Annotated in this window: 10 protein-coding genes, 1 tRNA gene and 1 pseudogene; 4 read left to right on the top strand and 8 right to left on the bottom strand. The window is 41.0% G+C overall.

Translation table 11 applies throughout. The annotated features are described in order from the left end of the window. The 6 genes and pseudogenes from AB8P51_RS14945 to AB8P51_RS14920 all read right to left on the bottom strand — a co-directional run. Positions 1-377, bottom strand: a pseudogene (locus AB8P51_RS14945) (hypothetical protein); the annotation flags it as partial. A gap of 227 nt (positions 378-604) precedes the next feature. Continuing rightward, a complete protein-coding gene (locus AB8P51_RS14940; protein WP_369749681.1) occupies positions 605-1,090 on the bottom strand; it encodes a hypothetical protein in 486 nt (161 codons plus the stop codon). Between the two features lie 53 nt (positions 1,091-1,143). Beyond that, on the bottom strand, positions 1,144-2,268 hold the full coding sequence (gene xerA / locus AB8P51_RS14935) for a site-specific tyrosine recombinase/integron integrase (protein ID WP_369749680.1): 1,125 nt from the start codon (positions 2,266-2,268) through the stop codon (positions 1,144-1,146). A gap of 486 nt (positions 2,269-2,754) precedes the next feature. Next, positions 2,755-4,011, bottom strand: coding sequence for a site-specific integrase (locus AB8P51_RS14930; RefSeq protein ID WP_369749679.1), 1,257 nt, complete (start codon positions 4,009-4,011; stop codon positions 2,755-2,757). Positions 4,012-4,247: 236 nt separating this feature from the next. Next, positions 4,248-4,319 (bottom strand) — tRNA-Arg (locus AB8P51_RS14925). Positions 4,320-4,370: 51 nt separating this feature from the next. Beyond that, positions 4,371-4,952: a DUF3575 domain-containing protein gene (locus AB8P51_RS14920; protein WP_369749678.1), complete on the bottom strand. Its 582-nt coding sequence runs from the start codon at positions 4,950-4,952 to the stop codon at positions 4,371-4,373. 187 nt (positions 4,953-5,139) lie between these two features. Here AB8P51_RS14920 and AB8P51_RS14915 point away from each other — a divergent pair, with 187 nt between their 5' ends. Both AB8P51_RS14915 and AB8P51_RS14910 read left to right on the top strand, forming a co-directional pair. Continuing rightward, positions 5,140-8,409 carry a glycosyl hydrolase gene (locus AB8P51_RS14915; RefSeq protein ID WP_369749677.1) on the top strand — a complete coding sequence of 1,090 codons (3,270 nt, stop codon included), beginning with the start codon at positions 5,140-5,142 and terminating at the stop codon, positions 8,407-8,409. Positions 8,410-8,846: 437 nt separating this feature from the next. Further along, positions 8,847-9,947, top strand: coding sequence for a CNNM domain-containing protein (locus AB8P51_RS14910; protein ID WP_369749676.1), 1,101 nt, complete (start codon positions 8,847-8,849; stop codon positions 9,945-9,947). A gap of 120 nt (positions 9,948-10,067) precedes the next feature. Here the strand turns inward: AB8P51_RS14910 and AB8P51_RS14905 are convergent, their stop codons facing one another. Both AB8P51_RS14905 and AB8P51_RS14900 read right to left on the bottom strand, forming a co-directional pair. Continuing rightward, a complete protein-coding gene (locus AB8P51_RS14905; RefSeq protein WP_369749675.1) occupies positions 10,068-10,412 on the bottom strand; it encodes a hypothetical protein in 345 nt (114 codons plus the stop codon). Positions 10,413-10,704: 292 nt separating this feature from the next. Continuing rightward, positions 10,705-11,175, bottom strand: a complete 471-nt coding sequence (locus tag AB8P51_RS14900; RefSeq protein WP_369749674.1) for a cupin domain-containing protein — start codon at positions 11,173-11,175, stop codon at positions 10,705-10,707. Between the two features lie 602 nt (positions 11,176-11,777). Between AB8P51_RS14900 and AB8P51_RS14895 the strand changes: the two genes are divergently transcribed. Continuing rightward, positions 11,778-14,105 carry a glycoside hydrolase family 3 N-terminal domain-containing protein gene (locus tag AB8P51_RS14895; protein ID WP_369749673.1) on the top strand — a complete coding sequence of 776 codons (2,328 nt, stop codon included), beginning with the start codon at positions 11,778-11,780 and terminating at the stop codon, positions 14,103-14,105. 416 nt (positions 14,106-14,521) lie between these two features. Beyond that, entirely contained in the window at positions 14,522-15,763 is a 1,242-nt protein-coding gene (locus tag AB8P51_RS14890; protein WP_369749672.1) for a phage integrase SAM-like domain-containing protein, read from the top strand. Positions 15,764-15,842: the final 79 nt, after the last annotated feature.

The following is a 15,842-nucleotide window of genomic DNA, read 5'->3' as shown; positions in this document are numbered from 1 at the left end:
AATGGGGATAGATCGTATTTGGAGACATCAATATCCTTCAATGAATTATTGATCATTTTAGCTCGGAAACGTCCAGTCTTACCCTCACAGTTAAGTATAAAACGGATAGTTAATAATCCAGTTTCTGGAAGCAATATATTTGAAAATTGATTTTGAAGTTTTTCTTTTATGGCCCGTTTGCCTCCTTCATAATGAGTATTTATTGAGTAGTATTGATAAATATTTTCGTCATTACAAAGTTTAAATTCAGTAGAATCCTGGTTTCTATCAAACGTTATATCCCCGACATGATGAGTGAGCTTTCCATGAATCCAAAACGTCAACAATGCAGCGCATATGAAACTACATATAAGCCAAAGATTCAATTTAGTTTTCAATGAAGATTAAGTTTTGATAATTGTGTACAACGGTCTTGGCTATGATCTCGGCGCGGCGTTAAGGGCGAAGCTCAGCGTTGGGTTTTCTGCATTGCAGGAAAAATTAGCGCCGGAAAAAGCGAGCCCTGACCGTTTCACATTTTAGCCAGTTCCTTGTTTTATTTAAATGTAGGAAATTTCAAATTATTGAGAAAGCAGCGCTGGATTATAGCCGTTGTTGGCAAACGTTAATTCTTTATAATGGGAGGCAATGGTGGTGGTGGAATATCCCAAACCCCTTTACTCTGAGATTTATTTTCCTTAACGACTTTTTGAGTTAAACGCCAATCGTCGATATGAATAATATTTGCTATTGTATCTTTTTCTGCAAATTCAACAAAAATACTTGAGTGAGGCGTATCGTCATTGTAAACAAATCGTATTGCATGCGTCCCTCCTTCAGTAAAAGAGGGTTGTAAGTAGTACTCCACAGAATCCTTTGATCTTTGAAGATCTAGTCGAAACGAATTCAATTTTTGGGATATGCTATCCTTGTCTTTCTTAACATACCAAGGAAGAATATCAGTAGCAAGATTAGAGATGCTTAACTCCTCTGCCAGTGTTTTTAATTTAGACAAATTGTCAATCAAAATTTCATTTTCAGTTGATTTAGTTTGAGCTGAAACGCTATGACTAATGAGGAGAAATAAAATAGAAAGAAGATGTTTTATCATAATGTTTGCCAACAATTGAATATAGTGCATTATGCACTATATATCACTTATAGCTAAGATAGCAAATCATCTATATCCTTGAAGGAATTTTCTGCAACATGTGTATAAATCTCGGTTGTTTTACTTGAGTTATGACCTAAAAGAACCTGGATCTTTCGCAAATCTGTTCCTTTATCTAACAAATGAGTTGCAAAGCTATGACGTAGCATATGGGGAGTCACTCTCCTTGTAATTCCTGCCCTTAAAGCCGCACGACTTACAATGTTGACCACACTTGTAGGAGAATACGCTTTTCCATTAGGGCTTTCAAAAAGAAAGGTCTTAGGTTGATATCTTTTGTAATAGATACGTAATTCTTTTAATAATGTAGCACTTAAAATGGTGTACCTATCTTTTTTGCCCTTTCCCTGGTTGACCCTAACAAGCATGCGCTTACTATCTATGTCCTCTGGTCTTAAAGCCAGTACTTCTGATCGTCGTAAACCTGAACTATAGAGTAAACCAACGATGCATCGGTGTTTTACATTACTGATTTCAGCCAGTAAGCTTTGAACCTCTATAATGGAAAGTACCTCTGGTAGCTTTTTGGATTTTCTCGGGCGTTCAATAGAATAAAACCGATTTGGCATACCACGAACAATCTCATAGTAGAATTTGATACTGTTTATGGCTTGATTGACATAGGAATCTGAGCAACCTTTTCGAATCAAAAATAGCAGGTATTTACGAATATCGTTTTCGTCTATGTTATCCAATGGAACATCTGGATAAAAGCGCATGAATGCCTCAAAACAAGAGATATAAATTCTTGCCGTATTAGGAGCATATTTCTTAAGCTCTAACTTTTCCAGATAATCATCAGGGCAAAGTCGAGCTTGGCTGCTAAATTTTGAATGGTCTTCTCGATTAAAATTGGTGTTGCCTGTTTTGTTAGCAAGTGGTTTATTATGAAAAAAGTAGTTCCCATTGATCCAAGCTACACCTTTGAACACTTTATATATCAATTGGATTTTCTCTTTTGTGTTGGGCACAAAATACATTTGATAATTCTCAGACCATTTAACGTTGGGCAATAGATTGACCTTTTCATGCAAATCACGATTCGCACGAAATTGAAGACCAATGCAAGGTTGATTATCAATAGATAAGTGTTTGAGGGTAATACTCTTTCCAAACATTTTGTGCAGAATTGCAGAAAGTTAGGTTTCAAATCTGCATTTTCCTTGCAGCTAAAATGACCTATTGAATTTTCAGATGCCATGAAAAAAGCAAGTTTTCAAAACGAAGAGGGAATAGCAAGAGGGCAACACGCTTGCGCGGTGTTGCAGTATTTCATTTACGTATAAAACGTTGTTTACCAGTATTTTAAAAGGTAGGGTGTTGAAATATTTATTTTTAGGGAAAACAATTTTTGCGGCAAATGGCTTCTAAACCCCTAGAAACAGGCAAAAATTTGCGGCAAATTTGTTTTTCCCCTCACAGAGTACTTTTCGAATTCAATGAGCAAAACAAACAAAACTTAAAAAGTATAATTTTCCCCATCAAAACACCCCATCCTTTTATGGGGGGTGATTTTGAGGGAAAAATAATGGCGAGTTGGGGGGATCAAAAATTGTAATAGCCCTACCTAATTCATCTTTGGAATCCCTACGTGCCAATTTATGTTATCCAAAAAATTGTGGAGTACCTAAATCATTTTTATGTTCCAATTTCTCCCGCAACATTTGCATATCGTCATATACTTTTCTTTCTACCACTTTGGCGTAAATTTGTGTGGTGGCTAACCTTGTATGCCCTAGCATCTTGGAAATGGTTTCAATGGGCACGCCATTCGTCAGGGTAACCGTGGTTGCAAAGGTATGTCTTGCCATATGAAAGGTAAGGTTCTTTTGAATCTCTGCCAGTGGTGCTATTTCTTTTAAATAGGCATTCATTTTTTGGTTGGAAATCCTGGGAAACAAGGTATTGTTGACCAAAGATCGTTTATCGGTCATGTAGCGTTTTATCAAATCCAGTGCTTTTTTTAGCAACGGAATTTTGACCGGATTTCCGTTCTTTTGTCTTTTGATAACGATCCAATACGTATCCATACCCAATACCAAACTTTCTTTGGTCAATAACATTATATCAGTATAGCTGATTCCTGTGTAGCAGCTAAATACGAACAAATCCCTCACTGTATTTAACCGCCTTGAATTAATAGCCAATTCTTCTAGTCTTTCCAGTTCTTTGGCCGTCAGATACCCTCTATGGGTTGGGATTAATTTTTGTTTGAATTTACGAAAGGGATCGTTGTTAATCCATTCCATATGGTAAGCAAGGGTGATCATCTTGCGCAATCGCTGTATATGTTTCATTACAGCATTGTTACCTATTTGCTTCTGATAGTGCCTGGGTTTAAGGCTCCGAAGAAAATTTTCAAAACTCAGGATAAAACGGTAGTCGAGTTCCACAAGTTCCATGTCCTCCCTCTTGTATTCTTTTTTTACAAATAGTAGGATATAGTTTTGACTGGTCAGGTACAGTCGGGATGTATTCCGGTGCAGTTTTTGGAATATTTTGGTGTTGTGGTACGCTATGATATCCCGTAAGGTGTAAATTCTCACATTGTCGTCCCCAAGGAATTTTGATTTTATAGCTTGTGGGGTGATACGTCTATCATCGGCCCTTAATTCATGGTAACATTGAAATAATTCGGAATGTACTTCATTGAGGTACTGATTAAGATCCCTGGCCGTTTGGCTGTTACCTTTTATTCTTTGCTTGTTGGCGTTCCAAAGTCTCGTATCGATTCTTCGCTTAAGGCTGATATTGAGTTTTTTTCCATCTACGGTTATCCTTGCGTAAAGGGGAGCTTGGTTGTTCTTAATTCTTTTGAGGTATACCCAAAAAAGGATAGAAAATGTGGAAGTAGTGCGCATGACATTCATCTTTAAGTTGAACTTAGTTAAGGACGAAAGTCAAATCACTAGTAAATCGTTTATCCTAAAGCTTGAAGTAAACAGCATTAAGATACAAAACATTAATAACAAAAATGTTGACGATTTGTGAACTCTTATAAACGATATTATATGAGTTCATTTTAAATCAAAAAAATATAAATCGCTGTAAATCAATTAGTTTTGTACTAATATAATTTCATTTGAACTTGAAAAAGTAGCCTCACCAGGAATCGAACCTGGATCTAAAGTTTAGGAAACTTCTATTCTATCCGTTGAACTATGAGGCCAAATTGGGAGGGCAAATTTAAGAATACTTTTCTAATGATATGGCATCTTTTTTAACGCAGGCTGTACACCAGCATAAGTCCGCCACGATACGGGATCCACTCCCCGCTTTTGTTGAAATTGCGGTCCTCATCCAAAGGGATGTCAATCCGCATCCGGGTCTCCTGGCTATAAGCCCTGTAGGTGGCCTGGGAAGTACCTCCGCCCAGGAAGAGCTCCAGGGCCCAACGGCCTGATAACCGCTTCTTATACCCTATGGATGCCCCGATATAGTAATTACGCCCACTCTGGTATACGTCTTCATCATAACCGTACTTGGTAAGGTTAAACATTCCAAAGCCCACATTACCCCCAAAGAAAAATCCGCTGGTGTCATTTTTTCCATAGTAGCGAACCTCCCCGAAAGCCTGGGTAAACTGCAGGGGCTTACCGTCAAAAGAGTCCCAGAATGATCCTGACAGGTCCATCTGAAAACTAAAGCGCTCCGAAATCGGAACTTCTATCCCTACATTAGGGATCAACAGCAAAGCCGAGGCGGCATTGAATTTTAGTTCAGTTTGTCCATAATTTGAATTACTTATGCCCAGTAAAAGCAGTAAGAATAAAAGAGCAGTATAAACTTTACCATTTTTCATCTCGTTCTCCTTTTCAGAAATTTAAATGTATCGATTTCCATCAAGAACAGCCTACAAAATCGATGTATTGTTTTCAATTTAAGTTCCTTTCACTTCAGTCTTTATTCTTCCTTTAAATCCTTCAGGAAAGTTCCATAATTGTTGTATTTTGTACATCCTCTTTAATAATAACTCAAACACTATATCCATGAAAAAAGGACTACTTATTACACTCGTATTTCTGCTCATCTCCTCCCTGGCCTATTCACAAAGGAATCGCGGCGGTTCGGCGGATGCGGATTCTAAAGAAGATAAACTTTCCCTGGCCGGACTCAAGCTCCGGAATGTTGGACCCGCTTTTCTCTCGGGTCGTATCGCCGATATTGCCCTCCATCCCGATGATCCCAGCATCTGGTACGTAGCTGTAGGCTCAGGTGGGGTATGGAAAACTGTTAATTCTGGTACTACCTGGACACCCATCTTCGACAAGGAAGTATCCTATTCTATAGGTTGCCTAACCATCGACCCTAATAACCCTTCCACCATCTGGGTAGGAACCGGAGAGAATGTTGGAGGTAGACACGTGGCCTATGGAGATGGAGTCTATAAAAGTGAAGACGGAGGGAGTAGCTGGAAAAACATGGGCCTGAAAGCCTCGGAGCATATTTCTGAAATCATTGTACACCCGGATAATCCGGATGTGATCTGGGTAGCTTCCCAGGGACCGTTATGGAGCAAAGGCGGAGAAAGAGGTCTTTTTAAATCCACAGATGGAGGTGAATCCTGGAAGAAGGTGTTAGGCGGAAATGAATGGACCGGAGTTACCGATATCATGATGGACCCCCGCAATCCCGACAGGCTTTACGCCGCCACATGGCAAAGGCACCGTACCGTGGCTGCCCTGATGGGTGGAGGGCCCGATTCAGGCCTGCACCGCTCTGAAGACGGAGGCGAAACCTGGGAAAAACTAAGCTCCGGATTGCCAAAATCAAATCTTGGAAAAATAGGGATCGCAATCTCCCCCCAGCAACCCGATGTGCTCTACGCGGCCATCGAACTGGATAGAACCCAGGGGGCAGTATACCGCTCTGAAGACAGGGGTTCTTCCTGGAAAAAAATGTCGAATACCGTTTCCGGAGGAACCGGACCGCATTACTACCAGGAACTATATGCCAGTCCGCATGCCTTTGACAGATTGTATTTAATGAATGTAAGAATCCTGACCTCCGATGATGGAGGTAAAACCTTTGTACAGTTGCAGGAAAGCGACAAGCATTCCGATAACCATTCAATCACCTTCAGGGCCGATGACCCCGATTACCTGCTCGTAGGTACGGATGCCGGGATCTATGAAAGTTTCGACCTGGCCAAAACATGGCGGTATATCAAAAACCTGCCACTTACACAGTTTTACAAAGTTGCCGTAAATAACCAGAAGCCTTTCTACCATATTTTTGGGGGTACACAGGACAACGGCTCCGCCGGAGGGCCATCGAGAACAGACGAGCCACAAGGGATCCGAAATGCTCATTGGTACAAGACCCTGGGTGCAGACGGGCACCAGTCGGCTACCGATCCCGAATACAACCACATCATCTACGCAGAAACCCAGCAGGGCGGATTGCACCGGATAGATCTTATTACGGGCGACCGCGTGTTTATCCAACCTCAACCCAGGGCTGGGGAACCACACGAACGCTTCAACTGGGATGCGCCAATACTGGTGAGTCCGCATAAACCTTCACGTCTTTATTTTGCCTCCTACCGGGTCTGGAAATCGGAAGACAGGGGAAACAGCTGGACGCCCATTTCAGGCGACCTTACCCGCAATGAAGAACGGATTACCTTACCCATCATGGGGAAACAGCAAAGCTGGGACAATGCATGGGATGTTGGGGCTATGTCTAATTACAATACTATCACCTCCCTCTCAGAATCTCCTGTAACTGCAGGGGTTATCTATGCGGGAACAGATGACGGGTTTATCCAGGTTACAACAGATGGAGGCGGCAATTGGAACGGTATTCCCGTAACCAGACTGGGACTTCCTTCGCGTTCATTTGTGAATGATATTAAGGCCGACCTGTTTGATGAAAGCACGGTATACGTGGCGCTTGATAATCACAAAGAAGGGGATTTCTCTACCTATCTATACAAGAGTACCGATAAAGGGGCAAGCTGGAGATCCATCAAAGGAGACCTCCCGCAGAATACCATGATATGGCGCCTAGTTCAGGATCATGTGAATAAGAACCTGCTGTTTATTGGAACGGAAAACGGGATCTACACCTCAATGAACGGGGGGGTGAACTGGCATAAAGTACCGGGATCCCCTACAATTTCCTTCCGCGATCTGGTGATACAGAAGGAAATGAATGACCTGGTAGGCGCGTCCTTCGGGCGTGGCTTTTTTGTGCTGGACGATTACAGTGCCTTGCGTGAAATAACCGACGCATCCCTCAAAAAGGAAGGGGCGCTTTATTCAACAAGAACGGCCCCCTGGTATGTGCCTAAAAATGTGATAGGGAACACAGGTGCCGACTATTACTTTGCAGAGAATCCCGATTTTGGGGCCTGGTTTACCTATTCTCTGGCAGAAGGATTTACTTCAAAATCTAAAGCGCGTAAGGACAAGGAAAAAGACCTGGAAAAAAGAAATGCTTCCATTCCCTTTCCGGGATGGGATGCATTGGAAGCGGAACGACGAGAGCAGGATCCAAAGATCTGGATCACGATTAAGGATGCCAATAACAACGTAATCAGAAATGTGGAAGGAAGCAGTAGTAAAGGCATAAATCGAGTTGCATGGGATCTAAGGCACCCCAGCTCCAGGGCGATCAGACCCGGGCAGTCTTCAGGCGGGGGCAGATCCTGGTGGAACTCAGGTCCGCTGGCTATGCCGGGAACCTACACCGCAACGCTGTCTAAGGAAGTAGATGGAGTCGTTACACAATTGGATGGTCCCATCACCTTTCAGGTTGAACCCTTGTTTGAAGGTACTTTGAAAGGCGTTTCTTATGAAGAATACAATGCATACATCTCTGCATACAACGAAGTTGCAACCCAGGAAAGTAAGATCTCCGATGTTTTAAACAGTAGCATGGACAAAGTGAAGGCCATGGAGCTGGCTTTGAGCAGGGCTCCGGCTGCACCGGGCAATACAGCGAAAAGGCTCCACGATTTGCAGCAGCAATTGTTTGCCTTTGAAGAAAAACTGGAAGGCAATAAGTCCAGGGACGAGATCGGGGAACGCAATCCGCCCAATGCAGGCGATCATCTGAACGTGGCCAGACGTGGTTTATCAACCACATACGGCCCCACTCCCCTGCATAAGCAGAATCTCGAGCTGGCCAAGACCATGATGGCCTCTTTATATACGGAGATCCGGACCATTGCCAACACCACAATTACACAATTGGAAAAAGAATTGCAGCGTATGGGTGCACCTTATATTTTAGGGCAGGGGATAGATGATTAATGGTATTGAACCAAAACAAAAAGCGCTGCCTTCTGGCAGCGCTTTTTTATTGAGTTAGCTTAATTTTAAAATATGGCCCCGGTATGGTAGTGGGTTATCCAGGCGATCCAGGCAATTCCGACACAAATCATAAACCTGGCAATTTCCAATGCATTAATCTTATTGTTCATTTTCAAAAATTTATTAAGATTTAGATTGCCAATATAAATTGGTAAATCACCTTTTGTGAAGAATTTGGATCAAGTCTATGTTTTACAAGTCAAAATGACCGCGCTACACAGTTAATAGAGGGAATTGATATTTCATCGAATTGCTGATAATAATATCTACTGGTTGAGTTCACTATTAACTCCGTTGATCTGATCTTTGAATTTCAGCCTCCTGAATATTGAAGAACTTTTTTAAATTATTGTATCTTCGCCTGAGAACAAAGTTCCATGGGCCTACTGCTCTTATACGCATTCTTAGCCATTTTTTTCTCTTTCCTCTGCTCCATTCTGGAAGCTGTGTTGCTAAGTGTTACACCTACTTTTGTCAACCTAAAAAAAAGGGCAAAGAAAAGCTATGCCCTCACTCTTGAGGAACTTAAAAAAGACATCGACAAGCCTCTTATAGCAATACTAACCTTAAATACGGTTGCCCACACAGTGGGGGCGATCCTGGTAGGGGTTCAGGCTAAAGTAGCTTATGCAGACCTTTACGGTGAACAGACACGTACGGTTTTTGGAATACAATTTACTGAAGACCTTATGGTAGGATTGGTCTCAACCCTCATGACTATCCTCGTCCTTGTCGCCTCGGAAATTATCCCTAAAACCATAGGCGCCAATTACTGGAAAGAACTCGCAGGTATTTCTACCCAAATCCTGAGGGGTATGGTTTGGATCATGCAGATTACAGGGCTGATGTGGGCTCTACAGCTGTTTACCCGACTCATTGGAAAAGAACATAAAGGCAGTGTTCTGAGCAGGGAGGATTTTACGGTAATGGCCGACCTTGCTGAAGAGGAAGGCGTATTTGAAAAATCGGAATCCAAAGTGATTAAAAATCTGCTTCAATTTGATGAGATCATGGCCAAGGATATCATGACACCCAGGGCAGTGATAAAAATAGCTCCTGAGACACAGACTATCGAGGAGTTTTTTGAGCAAAATCCACGTCTTCGTTTTTCAAGGATTCCCATTCACGGGGAAACTGTGGATACTATCACCGGATTTGTATTGAAGGACAACGTAATGGAGGAGATCATCAACGATAATGGCAAGCTCACGCTAGTTGATATCAGAAGGGACATTTTGGTGACTAAGAGAAATACGCCAATCCCACAATTATTTGAGAATTTTATCAGAAAAAGGGAACACATTGCTCTGGTTGTAGATGAATACGGTTCAGTAAGTGGCTTGGTGACCATGGAGGACGTCATCGAAACCCTGCTCGGGCTAGAGATTATGGATGAGAGCGACAACGTTGAAGACCTTCAGCTCATGGCCCGAAGAAATTGGGAAGAGAGGGCAAAAAAGACAGGGATCATTGAATAGCTTTCTGAATTAAGCAATCATACTCGGATTTTATCAATATAAAAGAGCTGTATTTCTACAGCTCTTTTATAATTTATATCGTTTGGATATTCTCTATTGAGTTAACTCTTAATCCACAGATTAAAAATCTGCGTCCATGTTGCCTTCACCTATAGGTTCTTTCCCTGTCCTGACATAACCAAGTTTCAGTTCAATATTATAGCTGAAGTAAATAGGTTTCTCATTCCTTAACAAATCGATCACATTAGGATACATAGAGATAGGATACCTCATATACACCAATTTGTTACGCTTGTCGTAGTGGTTTTCAGGTACCTTCCCATCGGGATAAAAATTCACCTGAACCACAAAGTCGTCATCGTGATAACACTTGACAAGGGCTCTGGGATATACTTTACTTTTATCACTTCCTCCTGACTGAAAGTGGACCCAATATTGGTTTACTTCGCTAGTGATCGTTTTCATGCTTCTTTCGGTTTAAATTATTTAGAAAGATACCAAGTTAAATAATATTTCCCAAGATAGAAATAGAATTGGGAAAAAGCACGGATTATTATCCCTTGTATCTATGAATAATTTGAAAATAGATGGCAAACCTTTACCGATAGGTTTCTGGCCCGGAACATTCTATTAAAAAACTACTCATTTTTTGTGTATGGCTGCAGTATTTCAAAAAAGAGGGCAAAACGATTATTACCTTTAAGTATGTAGTTGGACTATAGATTTCCCTTAGTCTCAAAGATTTTAACCTGACCAATTATTTTAATCTGTGAGCCACAGTATCATAATAATCCTGACTTAATACTTCAGTCCAGGTTGTTGGCTCAGTACCTCCGTAAATGGCCAAATATGTAACATCCTTTTCCTTTGAAGACGAATGCCAATGTTCGGTTTCTTTTTCACATCTGATAACATCCCCTTCCTTCATTCTAATTGGGTCCTTTCCTCTTTCCTGGTAGTACCCTTCTCCTTCTACAATTATCAAAACCTGTGGAGAGGAGTGTTTATGCCAGTCTAATGTTGAATTTGCTTTAAACATAGCCTTGGTGATGTTATAATTAAAACTTTCATCAGCACGTAGAAGACTGTTTAACCATGCCTCGCCAATATAATGCGTATTTGGGGCTTTATTTCCAGGCTCCAGATAAGAAGTTACACTGTAATCCATATTTTGAGAAAAAAGGAAAATGGGCAAAGTCACCAACAGAGCAAAACAAGTATTTTTCATAACGTTAGATTTAATATGCAATATAATAAACGCTTACCCTAGTTTGGCAATATCAGCTTCTTATTAATAACCAGGCACTTTTATACTTATTAATTTAACTCTGTAAACTTAGTCTGAAAGAATTTTCATCAGGGATATTCAATTAAGCTCTCTAGGTATATTGGATAAATAGCAGGTGATCAATTAGGGTTTCCTATTTCAATAAATGTTTTTCTGAGCATTAATTTCAACATCCTTTTCCCCTGAGTGGTCTTAAAGTACTTTTCTCTGCGATGTGATTTAATAGTTGTTTTTCCAGATTTGTAGTAAAACAAGGTTATAATAGTTGGTCTTTTTTAACTGATTTAATACCAACTATTCATGTTCAAATTTTTATCTATCTTTAAATTATACAGGCGAATTTAAGCCTGAGTATGGATACCTGAAGAAACCGAAAGAATAATTCAATACCTATTTTTATCCGGTTGAGTCACTTTCAAAAAAACACTTCTATCGTCATTGGCCAATCAGAAGAAAAAATATACTGGCCCAAAAGAAACTTCCTGGTTTGGAATTTTATATGGTAGAGTAGTATTCAAAAAAAACTATTTAAAACACAATAGATGGAAACTAAAAAAATAACAACATTATTACTCTGTTGTATCATTTTATTAACCTTTGGCTGTAAAGAAGAGCTTAAGTATTCCGAAGAAGCCAGAGGAGACTTTAGGCTGGTAAGAAATGAAGAGGGACCAACCTTAGGGTACAACCCGAATTCGGGCGTAACCCTTTTAACGGTCGACGGTTTGGCGTTCAAAGATCTGAACAAAAACAATACCCTTGATTCCTATGAAGATTGGCGTTTGTCTTCTGATGAGCGGGCAAAAGACCTGGCCTCGAAAATGACTGTTGAACAAATTGCAGGATTGATGCTTTATAGTGCACACCAATCCATTCCTGCAAGACCGGACGGCTATTTTGCAGGAACTTATAATGGGAAACGATATACCGAAGGAGAAACCGATGCCTCGGATCTGACCGACCAACAACAGAAATTTTTGGAAACAGACAACCTTCGACATGTTCTGCTTACCTCCGTGCAATCCCCAGAAATTGCTGCTAAATGGAACAATAAGTTACAGGCCTTCTGCGAAGGAACAGGATTGGGAATTCCTGCCAACAACAGTTCTGATCCACGACATGGCACAAGGGCCAAGGCAGAATATGATGCCGCTGCGGGCGGGGAAATTTCCATGTGGCCCAGTTCATTGGGTATGGCCGCTACTTTTAGTCCTGAATTGGTTAGACAGTTTAGTGCTATCGCCTCAACAGAGTATCGGGCCTTAGGCATTACCACGGCACTATCGCCACAGGTAGATATTGCCACCGAACCCAGATGGGCGCGGTTTAGCGGTACATTTGGAGAAAGCCCAAAACTATCGGCTGCCATGGCACAGGCCTATTGTGATGGTTTCCAGACTTCCGATGAGGATAGTGAAATCGCAAATGGTTGGGGCTTTCATAGCGTGAACGCCATGGTAAAGCATTGGCCTGGCGGTGGAAGCGGAGAGGCCGGAAGGGATGCCCACTACGGCGCGGGAAAATTTGCCGTATATCCCGGAAACAACTTTGATGCGCATCTGATTCCGTTTACCGAAGGTGCCTTTAAACTGGATGGCAAAACAAAAATGGCTGCTGCGGTAATGCCCTATTATACCATTTCCTGGAACCAGGACACAAAGAACGGAGAAAACGTGGGCAACGCTTATAACAAATATCTGATTACAGATCTGCTCCGCGAAAAATACAATTACGATGGCGTGGTCTGCACCGATTGGGGTGTCACGGGCGACCATAAAGTAATGGATGTCTTTGTAGATGGAAAATCTTGGGGCGTAGAAAATTTGAGCATTGCAGAACGTCATTATAAACTTTTGATGGCAGGCGTAGACCAATTTGGTGGAAACAACGATGCCAAGCCCGTATTGGAAGCCTATGCAATGGGCGTAAAGGAACATGGTGAAGACAAAATGCGGGCCAGGATGGAGAAATCCGCCGTACGCCTTTTGAAGAATATTTTTAGGGTCGGGGCTTTTGAAAATCCATATCAAGATCCTTCTGAAACCAAGACCATCGTCGGCAAGCCGGAATTTATGAAGGTGGGTTACGAGACGCAATTGAAATCCATCGTTTTATTGAAGAATGCTGATAATGTAATGCCGCTAGCGGAAAAGAAAACGGTATATATTCCGAAACGTTTTGTTCCAGCCAGCCGTAATTTTTTGGGGATGGAAAGTCCGGCCTCTACCGATTATCCCATAAATATCGAACTGGCAAAAAAATATTTTAATGTCACCGACAACCCCGGGGAAGCTGATATGGCCCTGGTATTTATCCAAAACCCGGCCGCCACTATCGGGTATGACAAGGCTGATGTTGAAAAAGGTGGCAACGGATACATTCCCATAAGTCTGCAATATGGAGATTACAAAGCGACGCAGGCCAGGGAACAAAGCATTGCGGGCGGAGACCCTTTGGAAAATTTTACGGACAGGGGTTACAAGAACAAATCGACCTCAACGGCCAATAAAACGGATGCCCAATTGGTTTGGGAAACCAAAATGAAAATGAAAGGGAAGCCCGTTCTGGTTTCAATAACAACAAGCAACCCTATGGTATTCTCGGAAATCGAAAAAGATGCCTCGGCAATACTTTTGAATTTTGGGGTGCAAGATCAGGCACTATTTGATATCATTTCCGGTAAGGCCGAACCTTCGGCGCTTTTGCCCATGCAGATGCCCGAAAATATGGGAGAGGTAGAGAAACAGGCCGAAGATGTACCCTTTGATATGAAACCCTATAAAGATTCAGAAGGGAATATTTACGATTTTGCCTTTGGTATGGATTGGAAGGGTGTTATTGATGATAGCCGAGTAAACAAGTACAAATAAAAACAAGTCCAGTGGTAAAGCGAACTTTCCATAATAAACTTACAATTCACTTGGAAATGGACCTTATAATCTGTAAAATCAAGAGTTTCTAAGTTTTATAAACAAAAAAGCCACCCACTGTGTGGATGGCTTAAGTGTAGCGATGAAGCGAGCTCTGCTCTGCTTCTTGGCTCCCCCTCTTGGGCTCGAACCAAGGACCCTCTGATTAACAGCCTCAAAAGTGGTGTTTTCATGTAGCATCATTTGTCTTCTTATAGTCTGATTATCAATATTTTATGATTTTTTATTTTGCATTTGGTTTTACAATTTTTACATTTAATAGCCTATTTGTTGTCCCTATGTTGTCCCCAAAACGAACTATATGCCATAGCAAAATAAAGGTTTTTTAAAATTTAATCCCCCAAAATCTGCCACATATGATTAATCTTAAGATTGTACTAAAAAAGAAACAACTTTCTGATGGAACATATCCTGTCTGTTTACGTGTTACAAAAGAGAGACAATGTAGACATTATAAAACTCCGTTCAGCGCAAAATTGAGTGAGTGGATAGAACCCACCGGAAATTTCAACAAAAGAAATTCAAACCACATCCAATACAATAGGCTGCTTGTAAAGATCAAGGAAAGAGCCTACAAAATCATAACAGATTTAGAAATTGAAAATCCTGATTATTCTTTACAGGATTTCGACAGAAACTACAGAATCACCTTCAACCCTGTCAAGAACGATGTATTTGCCTTTTTTGATGAGATCATTGAAGAAATGACCTATGCAGGACGTATTGGAAATGCGAAGTCTTATAAGGATGCAAAAACTTCAATTCAAATTTTTCATAAAATCAAGAAATTATATTTTAGAGAGATAAACTCTGCTTTTTTAAGTAAGTATGATGCCTTTCTCCGCTCACGTGGAGGCACGGATGGTGGCGTTGGTGTAAAAATGCGGGCGATACGGGCGCTGTTTAATAAAGCTATAGAGCGTGGTGTAATCAAGGAAAATCTATATCCATTTAAAACCTATAAAATATCAAGGCTAAGAGGTAAAGGTTTTAAACGTGCATTGGATTATGAAGAAATAATCCGCATCATCAATTTAGATTTGTCTGACCACCCACATTTAATCAACACCAGAAATTACTTCGTTTTCAGCTTCTATACCAGGGGTATGAATTTTGCGGATATGATGTGCTTGGAATGGAAAGATGTTGAAGCTAATGTCATTTACTACACTCGAGCAAAAACCAAAGGAAATTTCTCTATTGCTATAATGCCTCCGGTTCAAAAAATACTGAACTATTATCGCATCCATGGTTACAGAAACAAATATGTTTTTCCGTTGCTGTTTCGCGAAGACTATACCCCTACCCAACTAGCCGATCGGAAACATAAAATGTTGGGTATTTATAATAAAGAACTTAAGGAAGTAGCCAAACTTTGCAGGATTACCAAGAACATTAGTAGCTATGTTGCCCGGCATAGTTTTGCCAATTGCCTCAAACAAAAAGGTGTCGCTACGGATGTGATCAGTGAATCTTTGGGCCACCAGAATCTGGGTGTTACCCAAGCCTATCTTAAAGAATTGGATACTGAAATTGTAAATAAAGCGCTCGAAGTGCTGCTACAGCCATCAAGGCAAATAATCAGAATAGTTTCCTAAAATTGGATCATCATGTGCTATTAAAGGGTCAACCCAATCGGCCTTTTTCTATTTGATAGGTATCTTTTTGATAACTCAT

It is taken from the genome of Muriicola sp. SD30 (assembly GCF_041205185.1).
Taxonomy (GTDB): Bacteria; Bacteroidota; Bacteroidia; order Flavobacteriales; family Flavobacteriaceae; genus Muriicola.
The sequence above is the reverse complement of the archived record's forward strand: the minus strand, read 5'-3'. Positions and strand labels throughout refer to the sequence as shown.